Genomic DNA, 22,758 nt, shown 5'->3' with positions numbered 1-22,758 from the left:
TGGAGACCGTGATGAGTTTGTCCCCGCGTCAGCATTGGATCGGCGTGTTAGCCCGCGCCCGGCTCAGTGAACTGCAACCCCATGAAGCGGCGTTGAAAGACGTCGAGTACCACCTGATCCGCGCCCCCGAAGTCGGCATGACCCTGGTGCGCGGCCGCATGGGCGGCGACGGTGCGCCGTTCAACGTCGGCGAGATGAGCGTGACCCGCTGCGTGGTGCGCCTGGCCGATGGCCGTACCGGCTACAGCTACCTGGCCGGGCGCGACAAGGTGCATGCCGAACTGGCGGCCCTGGCCGATGCCCACCTGCAAGGCAGCCAGCCGAGCATCTGGCTCAGCGACCTGATCACCGCGCTGGCCAATGCCCAGGCCAGTCGCCGTACGCAAAAGGAAGCCGATACCGCTGCCACCAAGGTCGAGTTCTTCACCCTCGTGCGAGGAGAAAACTGATGAATGCGCAACTGTTGCAACCGGCCTTCGTCGACCCGGTGCTGGACGCCCAGCGCGGTTTTCGCGCGGCCCTCAAGGCCCTGGCCGAACCCGGCCTGATCCAGCACCTGGCGTCTGCGCCCCACCTCGATGGCCTGGCACCCGCCACCTACGCCCTGTGCCTGGCTTTGCTGGATGTGGACACACCGCTGTGGCTGGCGCCGAGCTTCGACACGCCGCTGATCCGCGCCAACATGGCCTTCCACTGCGGCTGCCCGTTCACCGCCAACCGCGAAGACGCGGTGTTCGCCTTGCTCGGTGAGCCCGACCTGCTCGACCTCGGTGGCTTCGACCACGGCAACGACCGCTACCCCGACCAGTCCTGCACCTTGCTCGTGCAGCTCACTGACCTGGAGTCCGGGCGCGGCCTGTTGTGGCGTGGCCCGGGCATCAAGGCCCAGCGCCAGGTGCACCTGCCGGTGCCCCAGGCGTTCTGGCTGGAACGCCAGCGCCGCGAAGCCTTCCCCCGTGGCCTGGACGTGCTGTTTGCCGCTGGCCACCACTTGATCGGCCTGCCGCGCAGCAGCCGTATCGCAGAGGAGCGCACCTGATGTACGTAGCCGTCAAAGGTGGCGAACAGGCCATCGACAATGCCCACCGCCTGCTTGCTAAAAAACGCCGGGGCGACACCGCGATTCCCGAACTGAGCGTGAGCCAGATCCGCGAGCAACTGCCGTTGGCCGTGGCGCGGGTGATGACCGAAGGCTCGCTGTTCGACGAAGAACTTGCCGCGCTGGCGATCAAGCAAGCGGCGGGGGACCTGGTGGAAGCGATCTTTCTGCTGCGCGCCTACCGCACCACGCTGCCGCGCTTCAGCCCGAGCCTGCCGATCGACACCTCGCAGATGCTGTTGAGCCGGCGGTTGTCGGCGACTTTCAAGGACGTGCCGGGCGGCCAACTGCTCGGCCCCACGTTCGACTACACCCACCGCCTGCTGGATTTTGCGCTGTTGGCCGAAGGTGAATACCCAGGCCCGCAGACCACGCCCGAAGCACGCATCGACGCCTGCCCACGGGTGCTCGGCCTGCTTGCCAAGGAAGGCCTGATCAAGAATGAAACCGACGACAACGCCAGCGTCGCCGACATCACCCGCGACCCGCTGGAATACCCGGCCAGCCGTGCCGAGCGCCTGCAAGCGCTGGCCCGTGGCGACGAAGGGTTCCTGTTGGCGCTGGGGTATTCGACCCAACGTGGCTACGGCCGCAACCACCCGTTTGCCGGCGAGATTCGCATCGGTGACGTGGAAGTGTGGATCGACCCGGAAGAGCTGGGTTTTCCCATTTGCCTGGGCAGCATCGAAGTGACCGAGTGCGAGATGGTCAACCAGTTCGTCGGCTCGGCCACGGAGCTGGCGCAGTTCACGCGCGGCTACGGGTTGGCGTTCGGGCATGCCGAGCGCAAGGCCATGGGCATGGCGCTGGTGGACCGCTCGCTGCGCGCCGGCGAATACAACGAAGAGGTGGTGTCGCCGGCCCAGCGTGAAGAGTTCGTGCTGGCCCACTGCGACAACGTCGAGGCGGCCGGTTTTGTGTCGCACCTCAAATTACCGCACTACGTGGACTTCCAGTCCGAACTGGAACTGATCCGCAAACTGCGCCAACCAGCCGAGGGTTCGAGCCATGAATGACGCCGCCTACAACTTCGCCTACCTCGACGAACAGACCAAGCGAATGATCCGTCGCGCCTTGCTCAAGGCGGTGGCGATCCCCGGTTACCAGGTGCCGTTCGGTGGCCGCGAAATGCCCTTGCCTTACGGCTGGGGCACGGGCGGCATGCAATTGACCGCTGCAATCCTGGGTGAGGATGACGTGCTCAAGGTCATCGACCAAGGCGCCGACGACACCACCAACGCCGTGTCGATCCGCCGCTTTTTTGCGCGCACGGCCGGCATCGCCACCACCGAAGCCACGCCCGAAGCCACGGTGATCCAGACCCGCCACCGCATCCCGGAAACGCCCCTGCAGGCCGGACAGATCATGGTCTACCAGGTGCCGATCCCCGAGCCGCTGCGCTTTATCGAACCGTCGGAAACCGAGACTCGCACCATGCACGCGCTCAACGATTACGGGGTGATGCACGTCAAGCTCTACGAAGACATCGCCACCTTCGGCCATATCGCCACCAGCTATGCCTACCCGGTGATGGTCGACGAGCGCTACGTGATGGACCCGTCGCCGATCCCCAAATTCGACAACCCCAAGCTCGACATGAGCCCGGCGCTGATGCTGTTCGGCGCGGGCCGTGAAAAGCGCTTGTACGCCGTGCCGCCTTACACCGAGGTCACCAGCCTGGACTTTGAAGACCACCCCTTCGACGTGCAGAAGTGGCAACACAACTGCGCCATCTGCGGCAGCCATGAATCGTTCCTCGATGAGCTGATTCTCGACGATGCAGGAACCCAGAGTTTTGTGTGTTCCGACACTTGGTACTGCGCGCAACGTGTGAAGGAGAACAACCAGTGAGCCAGCCGTTATTGCAAGTGCGTGACCTGTCCCTGTTGTACGGCCCGGAGAAGGGTTGCCAGGGCGTGAGTTTCGATCTGTACCCCGGTGAGGTGCTGGGCATCGTCGGCGAGTCCGGCTCGGGCAAGTCCACGTTGCTCTCGCTGCTGAGCGGTCGCCTGCCGCCGCAAGCAGGTTCGATTGGCTACCGCAGCAAGGACGGCGAATGGCTGGACTTGTACAGCGCCAGTGAAGCCGAACGCCGTACGTTGTTGCGCACCGAATGGGGTTTTGTCGAGCAGAACCCTCGTGACGGTTTGCGCATGGGCGTGTCGGCCGGGGCGAACATCGGCGAGCGCCTGATGGCCCAGGGCGTGCGCAATTACGAGCAACTGCGCGGTGCCGGTCTTGATTGGCTGAGCCAGGTGGAAATCGACCCGCAGCGCATCGACGACTTGCCACGCACCTTTTCGGGCGGCATGCAGCAGCGCCTGCAGATCGCCCGCAACCTGGTGTCGAGCCCGCGTCTTGTGTTCATGGACGAACCGACTGGCGGCCTGGACGTGTCGGTGCAGGCGCGTTTGCTCGACCTGCTGCGTGGCCTGGTGCGTGAGCTGGATTTGGCGGTGGTGATCGTCACCCACGACCTGGCCGTCGCGCGTTTGCTGGCCGACCGCTTGATGGTGATGCGTCGCTCCCGCGTGGTGGAAACCGGGCTCACCGACCAGATCCTCGACGATCCACAGCACCCTTACTCTCAACTGCTGGTGTCTTCGGTATTGCAGCCATGACGAATGCTCTGATCGAGGTCCGTGACCTCTCGAAAACCTTCACCCTGCACCAGCAACACGGCGTGGTGCTCAATGTGCTGCGCGGCGTCGAGTTCAGCGTGCAGGGCGGTGAATGCCTGGTGCTGCACGGCCAGTCCGGTGCCGGCAAAAGCACCTTGCTGCGCACGCTGTACGCTAACTACCTGCCGGCCGGTGGCAGCATTCGTGTACGCCATGCCGGCGAGTGGCTGGAGCTGGTCGGCGCCGAGCCGCGTGACATTTTGCAGGTGCGCCAGCAGACCCTGGGTTACGTCAGCCAATTCCTGCGGGTGATCCCACGGGTGGCTTGCCTGGACGTGGTGATGGAGCCGGCCCTGGCGCGCGGCTGGTCCAAAGCCAATGCGCAGTCACGCGCCGAACACCTGCTGACCCGCCTCAACATTCCGCAACGCCTGTGGCAACTGGCGCCCGGCACCTTCTCCGGGGGCGAGCAACAGCGCGTCAACATCGCCCGCGGCTTCATGGTGGCCTGGCCGGTAATGCTGCTCGATGAACCCACCGCGTCCCTGGACGACAACAACCGCCAGGTGGTGCTGGAACTGATGAACGAAGCCAAGGCGGCCGGCGCGGCGCTGATTGGCATCTTCCACGACCGCGCCGCCCGTGAGGCGGTTGCCGACCGCCATTTCGACATGACCCCAACACCTGTTGCCCAAGAGGAATACGCCCATGCCCGCTGAACAGATCCTCAGTAATGCCCAGATCGTCACGGCCGATCGCATGTTCCTGGGCACGGTGGTGTTGCGTGGCGGCAAGATTGTCGATATCGCCGAAGGGCGCAGCCAGTTGCCCCAGGCCCAGAACCTGGAGGGCGATTTCCTGCTGCCGGGGCTGGTGGAATTGCACACCGACAACCTGGAAAAACACATGACCCCGCGCCCCGGTGTGGACTGGCCGTCGATCTCGGCCGTGCTCAGCCATGACGCGCAGATCATCGCGGCGGGGATCACCACGGTGTTCGATGCGGTGTCCATCGGCGATGTGAACCCCAAGGGCAACCGCATGAAAAAACTGCCGGCGATGCTCGACGCCATCGCATCGGCGGAAGACGCTGGCTTGACCCGCGCCGAGCATCATCTGCACCTGCGCTGCGAGCTGTGCCACCCGGATACCCTCAGCGTGTTCCGCGACCTGGTGGAAAACCCGTTGGTGCGCCTGGTCTCGGTGATGGACCACTCGCCGGGCCAGCGCCAGTTCGTGCTGGAATCCAAGTACCGTGAGTACTACATGGGCAAGTACCACCTGAACGACGAAACCATGGACGCGTTCATCGTGTTGCAGATGGCCAACTCCCGGGAGTACAGCGACCGTTATCGTGCGGCGATTGTTGCGCATTGCCTGGAGCGCGGCCTGTCGGTGGCCAGCCATGACGATGCGACGCTGGCCCATGTCGAGGAGTCGGCAGGCTACGGCATGACCATCGCCGAATTCCCCACCACGCTGGAAGCGGCGAAGGGCTGCCAGGCGCTGAACATGAAAGTCTTGATGGGCGCGCCGAACGTGGTGCGCGGTGGGTCGCACTCGGGTAATGTGGCCGCCGCCGGCCTGGCGGCCGAGGGATTGCTGGATATACTTTCCAGCGACTATTACCCGGCCAGCCTGTTGCAGGCGGCGTTTGTGCTGGCCGACCAGCAGGACGGCGGCGACCTGTCGCGAGCAGTCAAGATGATCAGCCTGGCACCAGCGCAAGCGGCGGGCCTGGCGGATCGTGGTGAAATTGCCATCGGCCTGCGCGCCGACCTGGTCCAGGCCCGTAGCCGTGAAGGGCTGCCGGTGGTGCAACAAGTGTGGCGGCAAGCGAAGAGGGTGTTTTGATGGCAGGCAGGTTGATCTATCTCATCGGGCCATCCGGTTCGGGCAAGGACAGCCTGCTGGATGCCGCCCGCCCGCGTTTGGCCGAGCGCGGTTGCCGCATCGTGCGCCGCGTCATCACCCGCTCGGCGGAAGCGGTAGGTGAGGCGGCACAGGGTGTGAGCCCGGAGCAGTTTGCCGCGATGCAGGCCGAGGGCGCGTTTGCCCTCAGCTGGCACGCCAATGGGTTGTCCTATGGCATACCGCGTGAGATCGACGATTGGCTGGCGGCGGGGGAGGACGTGCTGGTCAACGGTTCGCGGGCGCACCTGGGTCAGACCCGCGCGCGCTACCCGACGTCGCTGGTGCTGCTGCTGACGGTTGACCAGGCAGTGTTGCGCCAGCGTTTGATCGCACGGGGGCGTGAGTCGCTGGCGGATATCGAAGCGCGCCTGGCGCGCAATGCCCGTTTCACTGCCGAGCTGATCGCCGGCCATGGCGCGGGTTTGTTCGTGCTGGACAACTCCGGGCCGCTGGAGCACAGCGTCGAGCGCCTGCTGTGCTGCCTGAACCACGGGCATTCGGCATGCGCCTGACCTTGCTGGGCACCGGCGATGCGCGGCAAGTCCCGGTGTATGGCTGCGAGTGCGTGGCCTGCACCCTGGCCCGCCAGGATGCCAGCCTGCGCCGTCGACCGTGCAGCGCGTTGATTGAATGTGGCGACCAGCGCTGGTTGATCGACAGCGGCTTGCCCGACCTCACCGAACGTTTCCCGCCGCGCAGTTTCAACGGGATTTTCCAGACCCACTACCATGCTGATCACGCCCAGGGCCTGCTGCATTTGCGCTGGGGGCAAGGGCTGGTGATTCCGGTGCATGGCCCGGCGGACCCGGAGGGGTTATCCGACCTCTACAAACACCCGGGCATTTTGGACTTCAGCCAACCCTTTGCCGCGTTCGAAACGCGGCAGTTTGCTGAGCTGACGGTGACGGCGTTGCCGCTGGAGCATTCCAAGTTGACCCTGGGTTACCTGCTGGAGGGGCAAGGGCGGCGCATCGCCTACCTCACCGACACGGTCGGCCTGCCGCCAGACACACTGGCCTGGTTGCAACGCGAACCGCTGGACGTGCTGGTGCTGGACTGCTCCATGCCGCCCCAGCCGCAGGCGCCGCGTAACCACAATGACCTGACGCTGGCGTTGCAGAGCATCGAGCAGACCGGTGCGAAACTCGGCGTGCTGACCCATGTGGGGCACACGCTGGATGCGTGGTTGGTGCAGCACCGCTCAACGCTGCCGCGCCACGTCACCGTCGGTTGGGACGGCCGTATCCTCTAACCCGCGATCCCCTGTGGGAGCTGGCTTGCCAGCGATAGCGGTAGACCAGGCAACACATTTCGCACAGACCACCGGGGGATTCATTTGGGCGACGCCAGCAAGCCTTCTACATAATCCACAAACGCCCGCGCCTTGGCACTCGCCAACCGGCCGGTAGGCAGCACCGCCCATAAATCCCGGGGTGGCAATTCCCAGTCCGTCAGCACGGCCCTGACTTCGCCGCTGGCAATCTCCGGGGTGAACATCCATTCCGCTGTCATCGCCAGGCCGTGGTGGGCGAGCACGCCGGCGCGTATGCCTTCGGAGGAGGTCACGCGCAGGCGGCCGTGCGCGACGATGGGGTGTTCGTGCTCGCCCTGTTTGAACGGCCAGCACGCACTCTGCCCCAGGCTATAGATCACGGCTTGGTGGTTGAGAAGATCGGCGGGGCTTTGGGGCTCGCCGTAACGCGCGAAATACGCCGGCGTACCGAAGATTCTTGCGGGGCTCTGGCTGATGCGTCGCGCCGTGAGGCTGGAGTCGCTCAGGTTGCCGATGCGCAGGGCGACGTCGATGCCTTCTTCCACAAGATTGAGCAGGCGGTCGTCGAGCATCACGTCGATGTTCAGGCCGGGGTGCTGCTCCAGGAACGGCGCCAGGTGGGGAATGATGTGCAGGCGTGAGAGCGTCACGCCGGCACTCACACGCAGGTTGCCCGACAGCCCGGCACCCACGCTGCGGGCAATGTCCTCGGTGTGGTTGATCTCATCGATCGCGTGCTTGGCGCGCTCGAAGTAGGCCAGCCCGGCTTCGGTGGGCGTCAGGCCCCGGGTGGAGCGCAACAGCAACCGCACCGCCAGGCGCGCCTCCAACTGCGCAATGCTTTTGGAGACGGCCGGTTGACCGATGCTCAGGCGTTTGGCGGCCGCCGAGAACGAGCCGGTTTCGACCACGTGGACAAAGGTTTCCATGGCGGTGAGGCGGTCCATCGGATGTCCTCTGGTTACCGTTTGATGGCGTCGAGCATGTCCGACGGTTCTGGGCGTTGAGTGTAATCCGGGTTGACCTCGGCGTAACGGATCACACCGTCCTGACCGATCACATAGCGCGCGGGCATGGGCAGGGTCCACGAGGGATCGTCATTGATCAGCGGCAGGTTGTTGCCGAAACCTTTATAGAGCTCGATCAGGTAGTCCGGCAGTTCAAAGCGCAGGCCGAAGGCCGCGGCGACGTCATTGTGGGGATCGCTGAGGATCGGAAATTCCAGCTCGGTAATGCGCGTGGACTTGCGGCTGTTGGCCGCCGTCTGCGGCGACACCGCCACCAGTTGCGCCCCGGTCGCTTTGAGCGTCGGCAAGAAGGCCTGGAGCGCCTCCAATTCCATGTTGCAGTAAGGGCACCACACGCCCCGGTAGAACGTCAGCACCAGCGGCCCTTTTGCCAGCAGTTGTGCTGAAGACACCAGCTCGCCATCGGCGTTTTTGAGGCTGAACAGCGGCGCCTTGTCGCCCACTTTCAGCGCCCGTTGTGCAGCGCCGGAAGCGATCAGCTCGGCGGTGGCACGTTCCATGATCGGGTGAATATGCGCAGGCGCGTTGAACGGTGGCTTGCCGGCTTTGAAGTCGGCGCGGAAGGCATCCAGTGTGGCTTGAAGTGTCATAGAGATATTCCCTCGGGAGATGAGCCGGTTGGCTGGAGAGAATGATGAGCGCCGCAGGAGAGGCGCGGAAGCGGGGTGGGGGGCATAGGCTCTATGCCAGGTTGGAATAACCGTTGGGGTAGGGTGAGCATTCGGCAAAACAATCGCGAGCACAACGTCAAAAGCCGCTCGTCATTCCTGGCGGACGCGGCCCTGGAAAAATTGGTGCGCTCCTAATGTAGCCAGGCCATGGCTGGGCAGTAATGTGAACGGCTGAAGAGATGGCTGTCGGATGAGAGCGGTATTTTTGTCTGATTTTGTTCAGGTCTGTTTGGTTGGTTTCCTGATGTTTTAAATTAAGATTCTGATTGAAATAAGTATGTTGTTTGCAGGGTTTTTCTTTAGGGAAATCAAGTATCTATCAACTTTAATGTGTCGAGCGGGCAAGCTTGCTAATAGATGTTATGTGTTTTTTTTACGGGTGTGTTTATTAAGCGCTATCGCAAAACAATAGGGGTGGCGAAGAGATGCTTAATTTGGGAGTTTTGTTGACCTGACAACGGATTAGTCAGCGTTTATATTTCACCCACAGGGACGGATTACTCTTCACTGCCCAGAGTATTAATCGTCATGCATATTCCTGTCAGGCAATCTTCCCAGCAACCTCCTGCGCCCTCGTCGGACGCTCAGTTGTCAATGTTTGATAACGGTGCTTTCCGATGGCCAGGCAATAAGAAGTCATTTAACACCGATCAGGCGGCTAAACATATAACGCGAGGTGGTTTCAAGTTTCATGATCGAAATCAAGACAGTAAAGTTGTGGTGGGCTTTAGTTTTTCTGGCAGTTTTACTGCGGATCAGAAAGCGCGTGCCCGGCAGGCATTGAAGTCTTATGCCGACGTCGCCAATATTTCTTTTATCGAAAACGGTGGCCATGTGGATGGGGCCATTGTTATCAGAGGCGTGCCGGGCTTCTGGTCGGGCTATGCAGACTTTCCCAACCGATACCGATCGAACGTAACGGCAAATGTAGGCACAGGAGGCGCGGGCCCCAATCCTGAAGTGGGCAGCCAATTCCTGTCCTTGATGGCCCATGAGTTAGGGCACACCCTGGGCATGGAACATCCGGGCCGTTATAACGGCAGTGGAAGTTACGAGTTCCATGCTGATTATGCACAGGACACCAAGGCCCGAAGTGTCATGAGCTATTGGTCGGAACGTAAACAACCGGGGCATGACTTCAACCAGCAGCATCCGGCTGCTCCCATGATTGACGATATTGCGGCCCTCCAGCGCCTGTACGGGGCAAATAAGGGCACTCGTAGTACCAACACAGTTTATGGGTTCAACTCCAACACCGGGCGTGATCACTACAGCCTCAAGAGCGCCCGCGACAAACCCGTGTTCAGTGTCTGGGATGGCGGTGGCGAGGACACCCTGGATTTTTCCGGCTTTGCCAATAAACAAAACATCAACCTCAAGCCTGAAGTGTTTTCGGATGTCGGGGGGCTGCGGGGGAATGTGTCGATCGCCAAAGGCGTGATTGTGGAGAACGCCGTTGGGGGTTCAGGTAACGATTCGTTGACGGGTAATCACGCCAATAACCGTTTGAAGGGTGGAGGCGGCCGGGACACGTTGCACGGCGGAGCAGGCGCCGACACGTTCGTGTACGACCGAGTCAGCGATTCAACACCGCAGGCACCTGATTTTATCCAGGACTTCACCAGCGGTAGCGACAGAATCGATGTGGCCGGCGTACTTCGAGAGGCGGGTCTTACGTCGTTGAATTTCTCTAATGCCCTCAGTGGGCGCGCGGGCGACGCTGTGCTCGGCCATGACGCGGCAACCGGACGCTTCACACTGTCTGTGGATACCAAGGGCAACGGTACGGCTGACCTGTTGATCACAAGCCAGGGTCAAATCAAACAGGCGGATGTGATCTGGAGTGGGGAAGGCGTGCCTGTGGTGGCCGTTCCCACGCTCAAACCGACGGTTGAGCCCACTCCAGAACCTGAACCGGAGCCCGCGCCTGACTCCACGACTGAACCGGATCCCCTCCCGGTTCCAGGGCCCCGCCCCGGGCTGCTGGAGCGGGTGGGCAGACAGATTATGTCTGGGGTCTCGCGCTTCGCGAACTGGCTTTTCGGGTGGTTCCGGTGAGGACACCCCGATCGGTAACCAGGTCGGCAAGCGCCTCCAGGGCGGGGCTGAAGCGGGCGAGCTTGAAGGTAGGGGCGGGGCGGATATTTTTATCTAGAACGCCGCAAATTCTGCGCCAAAGCCGCCTGAGCTGGTTTCGGACTTTGTCAGTGGCACTGACAAAACTGGCCTGTACGCAGGTGGCTACTTCACCGGCCGTCCTGGCGATGCGAGCTGCACTCAATTGAGCTAAGGTCCGGAGCGCCGCCCGTCATGTTTGGCGGGCGGCTTTGGCACGGGACGCCAATTACCTCAGGCCGTTGCTACTGAAGGGGCACGAGAAGCACTCAAAAAGCGCAACAACGCCACCAGCGGGAACGCACTGCCCACCAGCATCACCCCCAGCCAGCCACCGTGTTCATACACGCTGCTGGCAATCGCCGAGCCGAAGGCGCCGCCGATGAAGATGCTGGTCATGTACAGCGCGTTCAGGCGGCTGCGGCTGTTGGCGTCGAGGGCGTAGATGGCACGCTGGCCGAGCACCATGTTCATCTGCACGCAGAAGTCCAGCACCACGCCGGTGACGGCCAGGCCAATCACGCTGTACAGCGGGTGAACGAACGCCGGCAGGAAGCTCAACGCGGCAAACAGCATCGCCAGCAATGAGGCGCGGTGAGTGTGGCCGGCGTCGGCCAGGCGGCCGGCGATGGGCGCGGCAATGGCACCCAGGGCACCGACCAGGGCGAACAACGCGATTTCGCTTTGGCTCAGGCCGTGGTTACGTGCCAATTCCAAGGGGGCGGCGGTCCAGAACAGGCTAAACGTAGCGAACATGCAGCCCTGGTAGAACGCCCGTTGACGCAGCAGCGGTTGGCGCACCAGCAGGGTGCCCAGCGAACGCAAGAGTTGCGCGTAGCTGGCGCTGTGGTCGGGCTGGCGCTTGGGGATGGTCAGCAGCAAGACAACACTGATAAACGCCATCAGGGCGGCGGCTGCCATGAACATCGCGCGCCAGCCAAAGTGGTCCGCCACCACGCTGGACACCGGCCGTGCCAGCAGGATGCCCAGCAACAGGCCGCCCATGATGCTGCCAACCACCCGGCCACGGGATTCGGCGGGCGCCAGGTGCGCGGCCAACGGAATCAGGATCTGCACCGACACCGAACTGAAGCCGATCAGCAACGACACCAGCAGGAACAGGTTCGGCTGCTCGGTGAACGCGGCGCTCAACAGGCTGGCGATGGCCACCACGGTGGTGGTGATCATCAGCTTGCGGTTTTCCAGCAGGTCACCCAACGGCACCAGGAAAAACAGGCCCAGGGCGTAGCCGATCTGGGTCAGCGACACAATCAGGCTGGCCATCGCCGGGGTCAGGCCGATGTCCGGCGCGATCAGCTCGATAATCGGTTGCGCGTAGTAGATGTTGGCAACGATGGCGCCGCAGCAGAACGCAAACAGCATGACCATCCCGCGGGTCATGGTGGTTGTAGCGTGTGAGGTAGCGTTCATGGTGTTCTCATAAAAGCGAAGGAAGAGGGCGTGGAAGAGTAAAGACATCGCCCTGTGGGCAGTAGGCCGCTGGCAGTGATAACACTCATGCCGCAAATTAATGACTGAATCGTTAACTTTCGGGTCGAACGGCAATGATACATTCAGCCACAACTGCCGAAACAGGAAATCCACCTTCATGAAAATCACACTGAACAAGATGATCCTGGCCTCAACCCTTGCCGCCGCCATGGCGATTGGCCTGGCCAACGCCGCCGAAGCCCCGCGTGTGGGCGTGCGCGGCGCCATCACGGCGGTCGACGGCGACGCGATCCACGTCAAGGTCAACAGTGGCGAAGACGTCACCGTGCACCTCACCAAAGACACCCAGGTACGCGCCGTTACGCTGGCCAAGATCGATGAAATCAAGCCCGGCAGCTACATCGGCTCCGCTGCCATGCCCAATGCCGACGGCACCCTGACGGCGTTGGAAGTGCACGTGTTCCCACCGGCCATGGCCGGCACTGGCGACGGGCATCGTGCGTTCGATTTGAAAGAAGGCAGCAGCATGACCAACGGCACCGTCGGTGACCTGGTGGTGAGCAACGGCCGCACGTTGACCGTGAAGTACAAGGGCGGTGAGCAGAAGATCGTGGTGCCGGAGGACGTGCCGATCGTGAACCTGGAGCCGGGGGATCGCAGCTTGCTCAAGGTGGGGGTGAAGGTGGTGTTGTTTGCCGCGAAAGGGCCGGACGGCACGGTGACGGCCCAGGCCATCTCGGCGGGCAAGGACGGCGTAACCCCACCGATGTAACTGCCAAATACAAAACCAAATGTGGGAGCTGGCTTGCCTGCGATGCGGACACCTCGGTTTATCAGCAGTACCGAGGTGATGCTATCGCAGGCAAGCCAGCTCCCACATGGGATTGCATTTTTCAGCTAGAGCGGTTTACTGACCGTTATAGATCTGGTCAAACACCCCACCGTCATTGAAGTGGGTTTTCTGCACGGTGCGCCAGTCGCCAAAGGTCTTCTCGACCGACAAGAACTCGACTTTCGGGAAGCGGTCGGTGTACTTGGCCAGCACTTTCGCGTCACGTGGGCGCAGGTAATTGTTGGCGGCGATTTCCTGGCCTTCTGGCGACCACAGGTACTTCAGGTAGTCCTCGGCGGCAGCGCGGGTGCCTTTCTTCTCGACCACTTTGTCGACCACCGACACCGGCGGCTCCGCTTCGGCAGACACGCTTGGGTAGATCACTTCGAACTGATCACGGCCGAATTCACGGGCGATCATTTCGGCTTCGTTCTCGAAGGTCACCAGCACGTCGCCGATCTGGTTGGTCATGAACGTGGTGGTGGCGGCACGGCCACCGGTGTCCAGCACAGGCGCTTGCTTGAACAGCTTGCCGACGAAGGCCTTGGCCTTGTTTTCGTCGCCGCCGTTCTTGAGCACGTAGCCCCACGCCGACAGATAGGTGTATCGGCCGTTACCCGAGGTCTTCGGGTTAGGCACGATCACCTGCACGCCATCTTTCAACAAATCCGGCCAGTCTTTCAGGGCCTTCGGGTTGCCTTTGCGCACGATGAACACGGTGGCGGAGGTGAACGGCGCGCTGTTGTTCGGCAGGCGGGTGACCCAGTTGTCCGGCACCAGCTTGCCGTTGTCGGCCAGGGCGTTGATGTCGGTGGCCATGTTCATGGTGATCACGTCAGCCGGCAGGCCGTCTATCACCGAGCGCGCTTGTTTGCTGGAGCCGCCAAAGGACATCTGCAGGGTCAGCTTGTCGTCCGGGTGCTCGGCTTCCCAGTGTTTCTGGAAGGCGGCGTTGTAGTCCTTGTAGAAGTCGCGCATCACGTCGTAGGAGACGTTGAGCAGTGTGACGGGGGCAGCCTGGACGGCGCCCGCCAGGGCAAGGCCGGCGGCCAGGAGAGAGGCGCTAACGAGTTTTTTCACTGCTCATTCCTTGTTGTTCGAGAAGGTTGTGTCTTGAGTGGGGGCAATTTGCCATCGACTATAACGGGCACCGCATAGACGTTTAAAGATTAAAACGCTCTTTGCTTATTCCAGTTTCTTGAAAAGATTATTCCCACAGCGGGAGCAGAACGCGGCGTTGGGTTCATGGCTGTCCTTCTTGCACACTGGGCAGTCGTGTTGCAGCTGTTCGCCGCGCATGGCACTCGCCAGTTCAGCGGAAAAAATCCCGGTGGGCACAGCAATGATCGAGTAACCGGTGATCATCACCAGCGACGAAATCACCTGGCCCAGCGGCGTCTTCGGCACGATGTCGCCAAAGCCCACGGTGGTCAGGGTCACGATGGCCCAGTAGATGCCCTTGGGAATGCTGGTAAACCCGTGCTCCGGGCCTTCGATCACATACATCAGAGTGCCGAACACGGTTACCAGGGTGCACACGCTCAGCAGGAACACCACGATCTTCTGCTTGCTGCCCCGCAGCGCCGCCATCAGGTAGTTGGCCTGCTTGAGGTACGGGCTGAGCTTGAGCACGCGGAAGATGCGCAGCATGCGGATGATGCGGATGATCAACAGGTACTGCGCGTCGCTGTAATACAACGCGAGGATGCCGGGCACGATGGCGAGCAAGTCCACCAAGCCATAAAAACTGAAGGCGTAGCGCAATGGCTTGGGCGAGCAGTACAGCCGCAGCCCGTATTCGATCAGGAAGACGAGGGTGAAGCCCCACTCGATGTAGGCCAGCACATCGGCGTAGTTCTGGTGGATCTGGTCGATGCTGTCGAGCATCACGATCACCAGGCTGGCGAGGATGATCAGCAACAGAATGCCGTCAAAGCGCCGCCCGGCAGTGGTGTCACTCTGGAAAATCATGACGTAGAGCCGCTGGCGCCAGTCGTTGTTGCTGTCCATAAATCCCGCCTGAATCGAATATCGAGCAAGCCTAGGGGGATTCGAAGGGGCTGTCCATGCGGGGTTTGCGCAGCATCCGGGCGCCAGCGCGCACCAGCCAGCAGGCGAGAATGAACGGCGCGGTCAGCGCGGGCAGGTGCAGCGCGGTAAAGCCAGGTGTGAGCAGGATCGCCAGGGCAATGCCGAGCAGTGGCAGCCAGGGCTGCCGGCGTGTCTGACTCAGGGCCAGCGCAGCCAGTGCGGGGTTGTAGCTGTGCAGGCCGAGAAGGGCGCTGGCAGGTTCGTCCAGCCACAGGGCGACCAGCACGCCGATGCTGGCACCGGCCAAGGCCCACAAGGCGGCTCGACGATTGGCAAGCAACAGGCCGAGTGCAATCAGGGCGCCGGCCAAGGGTTGGTCCAGCAACATGACTTGCGCAAGCCCGGTGAAGGGCGCGGCAACCACCGCCAGGGTGTCGGGTTCGGTGAGGGCGAATGCGCTGGGCGCGCCGGGCCCCAGCAACAGCCAGCCCAGCCCGACAAAGGGCGCGGTGTAGGCAGGCAGGTCATCCGGCTGGGCCGCATGCTTCAACCATTGTCGCGTCAGCATCGCCGAAAGCCCGCCGCACGCCAGGATCAGCGGGGGCAACAGCGCCGACCAGGCGAAGTGCTGGCTGATCAACAAGCCCAGCAGCACACCGTTATAGCTATACAGCCCGGCCTGGCGCTCGGCCTTGGGGTAACCCCGGCGCTGGGCCGTGAGCAAACCGGCCACACCGCCCAGCAGCGCGCCGCCAAGCAAGGCCGGGGCGCCGATCAGGATCGCCAGCAGGCACAGCAGGCCGCACAGCGGCTGGCGCTGCAGGAATATCTGGCTGAAGCCATTGAGCAGGGCTTCGGCCCAGTCGGGGCAGGTGTGGTTGTGCATGTGAGGAAGTCAGTTAGACCGAGTTGCCCTTATCGCAGGCAAGCCAGCTCCCACCTTTTGATCTGTGAATACAGTCAAATGTGGGAGCGGGCTTGCCCGCGATGAGGCCCGAACAGGCGCTAGATCAATGTCTCGATACGCAGCGAGTTGGTCGACCCCGGCTGCCCAAACGGCACCCCCGCCGTGATCACCAACGTATCCCCGCGCTGCGCCATCCCTTGGGCCTGGGCGATCTCCAGCGCCGTGGAACACACCTCATCCACCTGGCGCAACCGGTCGTTGACCACCGAATGCACGCCCCACGCCACGCTCAAACGCCGCGCCGTCGACAGGTTCGGTGTGAGGTTGAGGATCGGCGCCACCGGCCGTTCCCGTGCGGCACGCAGGCTGGAGCTGCCCGACTCGCTGTAGTTCACCAGCACCGCCACCGGCAGGATGCTGCTGATGCGCCGGATCGCGCAGCTGATGGCGTCCGACACCGTGGCCTCGGCCTTGGGCCGGCTCACGTCCAGTTGGGTCTGGTAGTCCGGGCCGTTTTCCACTTGGCGGATGATCTTGCTCATCATCTGCACGGCTTCCAGCGGGTACTCCCCCGAGGCGGTTTCCGCTGACAACATCACCGCATCGGCGCCTTCGGCCACGGCGTTGGCCACATCAGTGACCTCGGCCCGGGTCGGGGCCGGGGAGAAGCGCATGGACTCGAGCATCTGCGTCGCCACCACCACCGGTTTGCCCAGTTGGCGGCAGGTGCTGATGATGTCTTTCTGGATCTGCGGCACGCTCTCGGCGGGCACTTCCACGCCCAGGTCGCCTCTGGCCACCATGATCGCATCGCTCAGCTCAGCAATTTCCTGCAGGCGTTGCACGGCCGAAGGCTTCTCGATCTTGGCCATCAGGAAGGCCTTGTCGCCGATCAGCTCGCGGGCCTCGCGGATGTCTTCCGGGCGTTGCACAAACGACAGCGCCACCCAGTCCACGCCCAGTTCCAGGCCGAAGCTCAGGTCGCGCCGGTCCTTGGCGGTCAGTGGGCTGAGTTCCAGCAGCGCTTGCGGCACATTCACGCCTTTGCGGTCCGACAGCTCGCCGCCATTGAGCACCGTGGTGTCGATGGCGTCGGCATGTTTGGTGATGACCCGCAGGCGCAGCTTGCCGTCATCCAGCAGCAGGTCCATGCCGGGTTCCAGCGCCGCGATGATTTCCGGGTGAGGCAGGTTGACCCGGCACTGGTCGCCCGGCGTTGGGTCCAGGTCCAGGCGCAGTGCCTGGCCGCGCACCAGTTGCACCTTGCCTTCGGCAAAACGCCCGACGCGCAGCTTCGGCCCTTGCAGGTCCATCAGGATACCCAGCGGGTAATTGAGCTGGCGCTCCACCTGGCGGATCCACTGGTAGCGCTGCGCGTGGTCGGCATGGTCGCCGTGGCTGAAGTTGAGGCGGAAGATGTTCACCCCGGCTTCCACCAGCTCGCGGATGTCATCGATGCCGTCGGTGGCCGGGCCGAGGGTGGCGAGGATCTTGACCTTCTTGTCAGGCGTCATGTGTCGGGTTCCCAAGGATCAGAATGGCGCGGAAGTCGTTGACGTTGGTGCGCGTCGGCTCGGTGACGATCAGCCCGTCGAGGGCCGCGAAATAGCCGTAGCCGTTGTTGTTATCCAGCTCATCACTGGCCGACAGGCCGAGGGTTTCGGCGCGCGAATAGCTGCACGGCGTCATGATCGCGCCGGCGTTGTCTTCGGAGCCGTCGATGCCGTCGGTGTCACCGGCCAGGGCGTACACGCCCGGCAAGCCCTTGAGGCTGTCGGTGAGGCTCAACAGGAACTCGGCGTTGCGCCCGCCACGGCCATTGCCACGCACCGTAACGGTGGTTTCACCGCCCGACAGAATCACGCACGGCGCCGCCAGCGGCTGGCCGTGCTGCACGATCTGCCGCGCAATGCCGGCATGCACCTTGGCCACGTCGCGGGCTTCGCCTTCCAGGTCGCCGAGGATCAGCGGACTGAAGCCGGCCTGGCGGACTTTGACCGCCACCGCTTCCAGCGATTGCTGCGGGCGGGCGATCAACTGGAAGTGGCTGCGCGCGAGCACCGGGTCGCCGGGTTTGACGGTTTCCGAGGCCGGGTTCTGCAGCCAGCTGCGCACCGAGGCGGGGGCGTCGATGCTGTAGCGTTTGAGGATCGCCAAGGCTTGTGCCGAGGTGCTCGGGTCGCCAACGGTGGGGCCGGAGGCAATCACCGTGGCCTGGTCGCCCGGCACATCGGAAATCGCGTAGGTGTACACCGTGGCCGGCCACGCGGCCTTGGCCAGCCGGCCACCCTTGATCGCCGAGAGGTGCTTGCGCACGCAATTCATCTCGCCAATGGTCGCGCCGGATTTGAGCAGGGCTTTGTTGATGGCTTGCTTGTCGGCCAGGGTGATGCCTTCGGCGGGCAGGGCAAGCAGCGCCGAGCCGCCACCGGAGAGCAGGAAGATCACCCGATCGTCTTCGGTGAGGTTGCTGATCAGTTCCAGCACGCGCTTGGCCACGGCCAGGCCGGCCGCATCGGGCACCGGGTGCGCGGCTTCGACCACTTCGATTTTTTTGCACGGGGCGCCGTGGCCGTAGCGGGTGACGACAAGGCCGCTGACTTCGCCCTGCCAGCAGTTTTCCACGACGAGGGCCATGGCCGCGGCAGCCTTGCCGGCGCCGATCACGATCACACGGCCGCTGCGGTCGGCAGGCAGATAAGGTTCAAGGACTTGCCGGGGGTGGGCGGCGTCGATGGCTGTGGCAAACAGCTCGCGAAGCAGGTGTTGCGGATCGACCGACATAAGCGGGCTCCCGGGGGTTCTTATTATTGGACATACGATGAAACCCTGTAGGAGCCCGGCTTGCCGGCGATGGCGGCCTCAAGCCTTGTGCAACATGCAGCGGGCCCCATCGCCGGCAAGCCGGCTCCTACAGGTGGGGGTGTGACGGGGTTATTTATCGCGAATCGAGAAATTCGCCATATGCTCCAGCCCCTTGATCAGCGCCGAGTGGTCCCAGTTGCCGCCGCCAATCGCGGTGCAGGTGCTGAACACTTGCTGGGTGCCGGCGGTGTTGGGCAGGTTGATCCCCAGCTCCTTGGCGCCGGCCAGGGCCAGGTTCAAATCCTTCTGGTGCAGGTTGATGCGGAAGCCCGGGTCGAAGGTGCCCTTGATCATGCGCTCGCCGTGCACTTCGAGGATCTTCGACGAAGCAAAACCGCCCATCAGCGCTTCACGCACCTTGGCCGGGTCGGCGCCGTTCTTGGAGGCGAACAGCAGCGCTTCGGCCACCGCCTGGATGTTCAGCGCAACGATGATCTGGTTGGCGACCTTGGCGGTCTGGCCGTCACCGTTGCCGCCCACCAGGGTGATGTTCTTGCCCATGGCCTGGAACAGCGGCAGGGCGCGTTCGAAGGTCTGCGGCTCGCCGCCGATCATGATGCTCAGGGTGCCGGCCTTGGCGCCCACTTCACCACCGGACACGGGCGCGTCCAGGTACTGCGCGCCGGTCTCATTGATCTTGGCAGCAAACGCCTTGGTGGCGGTGGGCGAGATCGAACTCATGTCGATCACGACCTTGTTTGGCGACAGGCCTGCGGCCACGCCGTCTTTGCGGAACAGCACGTCGTCGACCTGTGGGGTGTCCGGCACCATCACGATGATGAACTCGGCTTCCTGGGCGACCTGTTGCGGGTTGGCCAGGGCCACGGCACCGGCGTCGATCAAGGCTTGCGGCGCCTTGCCGTGGTGTTCGGAGAGAAACAGTTGGTGACCTGCTTTCTGCAGGTTGGCGGCCATGGGTTGGCCCATGATGCCGGTGCCGATGAATCCGATTTTAGCCATGATCAAAATCCTCTTGTTATTCGGTATGTCGCGACCTGCCAAACGCCTCAGGCCCAATGTGGGAGCTGGCTTGCCTGCGATGGCATCAACTGGCTATGCCTGAAACACCGCGGTGCCTGCATCGCAGGCAAGCCAGCTCCCACATTTTGTTTTGTGTTTGTTCTTCTAGATCGCGTTGTGGGTTTTGAGCCAGCCCAGGCCTGCTTCGGTGGTGGTCAGCGGCTTGTATTCACAGCCGACCCAACCGGTGTAGCCGATGCGGTCCAGGTGTTCGAACAGGAAGCGGTAGTTGATCTCACCGGTGCCCGGCTCGTTGCGCCCTGGGTTGTCCGCCAGCTGGATGTGGTTGATGTCATCCAGGTGGGTGGCCATGGTGCGGGCCAGGTCGCCTTCCATGATTTGCATGTGGTAGATGTCGTATTGCAGGAACAGGTTGGCGCTGCCCACCTGCTCGCGAATCGACAGGGCCTGCGCCGTGTTGTTCAGGTAGAAGCCTGGGATATCGCGGGTGTTGATCATCTCCATCACCAGCTTGATCCCCGCCGCCTGCAGCTTCTCGGCGGCGTACTTGAGGTTGGCGACGAAGGTCTTTTCGACGGTTTCATCGTCAACGCCCTGTGGCCGGATACCTGCCAGGCAGTTGACCTGGGTGTTGCCCAGTACCTGGGCGTAGGCGATGGCCAGCTTGACCCCGGCACGGAACTCTTCGACCCGGTCTGGGTGGCAGGCCAGGCCGCGTTCGCCCTTGGCCCAGTCACCGGCCGGCAGGTTGAAGAGCACTTGGGTCAGGCCATTGGCGTCCAGCTGTGCCTTGATCTCGGCAGAGCTGAACTCGTAGGGGAACAGGTATTCCACACCCTGGAAGCCCGCATCGGCGGCCGCTTTGAAACGGGCGAGAAAGTCCTGCTCGGTAAACAGCATGGACAGGTTGGCAGCAAAGCGCGGCATAGGGTTCTCCTTAATCGAGCAGGGAAATGGCAGTCGGCGCATCGTTGCCGACCAGTGCCAGATCTTCGAATTCGTTGACGGCGTTGATCTCGGTGCCCATGGAAATGTTGGTCACGCGTTCCAGAATAATCTCAACGATCACCGGAACCTTGAATTCTTCGATCATTTCCTCAGCCTTGCGCAACGCAGGTGCAATCTGCCCCGGCTCGAATACGCGCAGGGCCTTGCAACCCAGGCCTTCGGCGACGGCCACGTGGTCCACGCCATAGCCATTGAGTTCCGGCGCGTTGAGGTTGTCGAAGGACAGCTGCACGCAGTAGTCCATCTCGAAACCGCGCTGCGCCTGGCGGATCAAGCCCAGGTAGGAGTTGTTCACCACCACGTGGATGTACGGCAGCTTGAACTGCGCGCCCACGGCCAGTTCTTCGATCATGAACTGGAAGTCGTAGTCGCCGGACAACGCCACGACTTTACGGGTTGGATCCGCCTTGACCACGCCCAGCGCGGCCGGAATGGTCCAGCCCAATGGGCCCGCCTGGCCGCAGTTGATCCAGTGACGCGGCTTGTACACGTGCAGGAATTGCGCGCCGGCAATCTGCGACAGGCCGATGGTGCTGACGTAGCAGGTGTCTTTGCCGAACACCTGGTTCATCTCTTCGTACACGCGCTGCGGCTTGACTGGCACGTTGTCGAAGTGGGTCTTGCGGTGCAGCGTGGCTTTGCGCTGCTGGCAGTCGTTCAACCAGGCGCTGCGGTCTTTGAGCTTGCCGGCGGCTTTCCACTCGCGGGCCACTTCAATGAACATCGTCAGGGCGGAACCGGCGTCGGAGACGATGCCCAGGTCCGGGGTGAACACGCGGCCAATCTGCGTCGGCTCGATGTCGACGTGGATGAACTTGCGACCTTCGGTGTACACCTCGACCGAACCGGTGTGGCGGTTGGCCCAGCGGTTGCCGATGCCCAGCACCACGTCCGACTTGAGCATCGTCGCATTGCCGTAACGGTGGGAGGTTTGCAGGCCGACCATGCCCACCATTTGTGGGTGATCGTCCGGGATGGTGCCCCAGCCCATCAGAGTCGGAATGACCGGGATGCCCGTGAGTTCAGCAAATTCCACCAGCAGTTCGCTGGCGTCGGCGTTGATCACGCCGCCACCGCTGACCAGCAATGGGCGTTCAGCCTGGTCCAGCAGCGCCAGGGCTTTCTCCACCTGCACGCGAGTCGCCAATGGTTTGGCCAGGGGCAGCGGCTGGTAGGCGTCGATATCGAATTCGATCTCGGCCATTTGCACGTCGAACGGCAGGTCGATCAGCACCGGGCCTGGACGGCCGGAGCGCATTTCATAAAAGGCTTTCTGGAACGCGTAAGGCACTTGGCCCGGTTCCAGCACAGTGGTGGCCCACTTGGTCACCGGCTTGACGATGCTGGTGATGTCCACGGCCTGGAAGTCTTCCTTGTGCATGCGGGCACGTGGCGCTTGGCCGGTGATGCACAGAATAGGGATCGAGTCGGCCGAGGCGCTGTACAAGCCGGTGACCATGTCGGTGCCCGCCGGGCCCGAGGTGCCGATGCACACGCCGATATTGCCGGCCTTGGTGCGGGTGTAGCCCTCGGCCATGTGGGAGGCGCCTTCAACGTGGCGAGCAAGGACGTGATCGATGCCACCCACTTTCTGCAAGGCCGAGTACAGCGGGTTGATTGCGGCGCCTGGGATACCGAAGGCGGTGTCCACACCTTCACGGCGCATCACCAGAACGGCGGCTTCGATTGCTCTCATTTTGCTCATGGTTTTGGTGCCTCTTGCGTTTTGTAATTGTATACAAGTTGTGTCTGTTCAAAGTGTATTCACGGCGAGCGGCGCAGGTCAATCCATTTTATTCGGTGGCCTTTGCGTTCGTCGGAAGGCATTTTTTCGACGTATGGAAGCTTTGTGCGAAAATATTGTATACAAAAACAAATGTCATTGTGTTCTATTTGTTTGATCGAGCATCTGATCAAACAGACCTCCACCGCTTTCCCAATAACAAAAGAAGGACGGCACC

Annotated in this window: 22 protein-coding genes and 1 pseudogene; 12 read left to right on the top strand and 11 right to left on the bottom strand. The window is 62.5% G+C overall.

Going from position 1 to position 22,758, the window contains the following annotated elements; genetic code table 11:
• Window positions 1-11 precede the first annotated feature (11 nt).
• The 9 genes from phnG to phnP are packed head-to-tail and all read left to right on the top strand — an operon-like array spanning window position 12 to window position 6,886.
• A complete protein-coding gene (phnG, locus tag HX792_RS22765) occupies window positions 12-449 on the top strand; it encodes a phosphonate C-P lyase system protein PhnG (RefSeq protein WP_176998206.1) in 438 nt (145 codons plus the stop codon).
• Complete coding sequence (gene phnH / locus HX792_RS22760) at window positions 449-1,039, top strand: phosphonate C-P lyase system protein PhnH (RefSeq protein WP_176998205.1); 591 nt, start codon at window positions 449-451, stop codon at window positions 1,037-1,039. The genes phnG and phnH overlap by 1 nt, the downstream gene beginning before the upstream one ends.
• A complete protein-coding gene (locus HX792_RS22755) occupies window positions 1,039-2,115 on the top strand; it encodes a carbon-phosphorus lyase complex subunit PhnI (protein WP_176998204.1) in 1,077 nt (358 codons plus the stop codon). The genes phnH and HX792_RS22755 overlap by 1 nt, the downstream gene beginning before the upstream one ends.
• Window positions 2,108-2,950 (top strand): alpha-D-ribose 1-methylphosphonate 5-phosphate C-P-lyase PhnJ, encoded by an 843-nt coding sequence (locus HX792_RS22750; protein WP_176998203.1) that lies wholly within the window; start codon window positions 2,108-2,110, stop codon window positions 2,948-2,950. The genes HX792_RS22755 and HX792_RS22750 overlap by 8 nt, the downstream gene beginning before the upstream one ends.
• Entirely contained in the window at window positions 2,911-3,720 is an 810-nt protein-coding gene (gene phnK, locus HX792_RS22745; RefSeq protein WP_176998276.1) for a phosphonate C-P lyase system protein PhnK, read from the top strand. The genes HX792_RS22750 and phnK overlap by 40 nt, the downstream gene beginning before the upstream one ends.
• Entirely contained in the window at window positions 3,717-4,439 is a 723-nt protein-coding gene (gene phnL, locus HX792_RS22740) for a phosphonate C-P lyase system protein PhnL (RefSeq protein WP_176998202.1), read from the top strand. The genes phnK and phnL overlap by 4 nt, the downstream gene beginning before the upstream one ends.
• Complete coding sequence (locus tag HX792_RS22735) at window positions 4,429-5,574, top strand: alpha-D-ribose 1-methylphosphonate 5-triphosphate diphosphatase (RefSeq protein ID WP_176998201.1); 1,146 nt, start codon at window positions 4,429-4,431, stop codon at window positions 5,572-5,574. Before phnL ends, HX792_RS22735 begins: the two co-directional genes overlap by 11 nt.
• Window positions 5,574-6,146, top strand: a complete 573-nt coding sequence (gene phnN, locus HX792_RS22730) for a phosphonate metabolism protein/1,5-bisphosphokinase (PRPP-forming) PhnN (RefSeq protein ID WP_176998200.1) — start codon at window positions 5,574-5,576, stop codon at window positions 6,144-6,146. The genes HX792_RS22735 and phnN overlap by 1 nt, the downstream gene beginning before the upstream one ends.
• Complete coding sequence (gene phnP, locus HX792_RS22725; RefSeq protein ID WP_176998199.1) at window positions 6,137-6,886, top strand: phosphonate metabolism protein PhnP; 750 nt, start codon at window positions 6,137-6,139, stop codon at window positions 6,884-6,886. Before phnN ends, phnP begins: the two co-directional genes overlap by 10 nt.
• An 80-nt stretch (window positions 6,887-6,966) precedes the next feature.
• Here phnP and HX792_RS22720 read toward each other — a convergent pair whose 3' ends face one another.
• Together HX792_RS22720 and HX792_RS22715 are read right to left on the bottom strand one after the other, a co-directional pair.
• Window positions 6,967-7,854 carry a LysR family transcriptional regulator gene (locus tag HX792_RS22720; protein WP_176998198.1) on the bottom strand — a complete coding sequence of 296 codons (888 nt, stop codon included), beginning with the start codon at window positions 7,852-7,854 and terminating at the stop codon, window positions 6,967-6,969.
• 14 nt (window positions 7,855-7,868) lie between these two features.
• Window positions 7,869-8,525, bottom strand: coding sequence for a peroxiredoxin-like family protein (locus HX792_RS22715; protein ID WP_176998197.1), 657 nt, complete (start codon window positions 8,523-8,525; stop codon window positions 7,869-7,871).
• A 144-nt stretch (window positions 8,526-8,669) separates the two neighbouring features.
• Here HX792_RS22715 and HX792_RS22710 point away from each other — a divergent pair.
• Both HX792_RS22710 and HX792_RS22705 read left to right on the top strand, forming a co-directional pair.
• Window positions 8,670-8,741, top strand: a pseudogene (locus HX792_RS22710) (type II toxin-antitoxin system HicB family antitoxin); the annotation flags it as partial.
• A 393-nt stretch (window positions 8,742-9,134) separates the two neighbouring features.
• Entirely contained in the window at window positions 9,135-10,664 is a 1,530-nt protein-coding gene (locus HX792_RS22705; RefSeq protein WP_176998196.1) for a M10 family metallopeptidase C-terminal domain-containing protein, read from the top strand.
• A 291-nt stretch (window positions 10,665-10,955) separates the two neighbouring features.
• On the opposite strand, the gene HX792_RS22700 is transcribed toward HX792_RS22705, so the two are convergent.
• Window positions 10,956-12,152 carry an MFS transporter gene (locus tag HX792_RS22700; protein WP_176998195.1) on the bottom strand — a complete coding sequence of 399 codons (1,197 nt, stop codon included), beginning with the start codon at window positions 12,150-12,152 and terminating at the stop codon, window positions 10,956-10,958.
• Window positions 12,153-12,330: 178 nt separating this feature from the next.
• On the opposite strand from HX792_RS22700, the gene HX792_RS22695 reads away from it, so the two are divergent.
• Window positions 12,331-12,945 carry a DUF5666 domain-containing protein gene (locus HX792_RS22695; protein ID WP_176998194.1) on the top strand — a complete coding sequence of 205 codons (615 nt, stop codon included), beginning with the start codon at window positions 12,331-12,333 and terminating at the stop codon, window positions 12,943-12,945.
• 135 nt (window positions 12,946-13,080) lie between these two features.
• On the opposite strand, the gene HX792_RS22690 is transcribed toward HX792_RS22695, so the two are convergent.
• The 8 genes from HX792_RS22690 to gcl all read right to left on the bottom strand — a co-directional run bounded on the left by HX792_RS22690 (window position 13,081) and on the right by gcl (window position 22,502).
• Window positions 13,081-14,085 carry a sulfate ABC transporter substrate-binding protein gene (locus tag HX792_RS22690; RefSeq protein WP_176998193.1) on the bottom strand — a complete coding sequence of 335 codons (1,005 nt, stop codon included), beginning with the start codon at window positions 14,083-14,085 and terminating at the stop codon, window positions 13,081-13,083.
• Window positions 14,086-14,190: 105 nt separating this feature from the next.
• Window positions 14,191-15,015, bottom strand: a complete 825-nt coding sequence (locus HX792_RS22685) for an ion transporter (protein WP_176998192.1) — start codon at window positions 15,013-15,015, stop codon at window positions 14,191-14,193.
• A gap of 31 nt (window positions 15,016-15,046) precedes the next feature.
• Window positions 15,047-15,922: an urea transporter gene (locus HX792_RS22680; protein ID WP_176998191.1), complete on the bottom strand. Its 876-nt coding sequence runs from the start codon at window positions 15,920-15,922 to the stop codon at window positions 15,047-15,049.
• A 119-nt stretch (window positions 15,923-16,041) separates the two neighbouring features.
• Window positions 16,042-17,457 carry a pyruvate kinase gene (gene pyk / locus HX792_RS22675; RefSeq protein WP_176998190.1) on the bottom strand — a complete coding sequence of 472 codons (1,416 nt, stop codon included), beginning with the start codon at window positions 17,455-17,457 and terminating at the stop codon, window positions 16,042-16,044.
• Entirely contained in the window at window positions 17,447-18,727 is a 1,281-nt protein-coding gene (locus HX792_RS22670; RefSeq protein WP_176998189.1) for a glycerate kinase, read from the bottom strand. Before HX792_RS22670 ends, pyk begins: the two co-directional genes overlap by 11 nt.
• Before the next feature lie 150 nt (window positions 18,728-18,877).
• Entirely contained in the window at window positions 18,878-19,768 is an 891-nt protein-coding gene (locus HX792_RS22665) for a 2-hydroxy-3-oxopropionate reductase (protein ID WP_071496242.1), read from the bottom strand.
• A 165-nt stretch (window positions 19,769-19,933) separates the two neighbouring features.
• Window positions 19,934-20,716 (bottom strand): hydroxypyruvate isomerase, encoded by a 783-nt coding sequence (hyi, locus tag HX792_RS22660; RefSeq protein ID WP_176998188.1) that lies wholly within the window; start codon window positions 20,714-20,716, stop codon window positions 19,934-19,936.
• Between the two features lie 10 nt (window positions 20,717-20,726).
• Window positions 20,727-22,502 (bottom strand): glyoxylate carboligase, encoded by a 1,776-nt coding sequence (gcl, locus tag HX792_RS22655; protein WP_176998187.1) that lies wholly within the window; start codon window positions 22,500-22,502, stop codon window positions 20,727-20,729.
• Window positions 22,503-22,758: the final 256 nt, after the last annotated feature.

This window comes from Pseudomonas sp. B6002 (assembly GCF_013385985.1).
GTDB lineage: Bacteria > Pseudomonadota > Gammaproteobacteria > Pseudomonadales > Pseudomonadaceae > Aquipseudomonas.
This window is presented reverse-complemented; position numbering and strand designations above follow the sequence as displayed.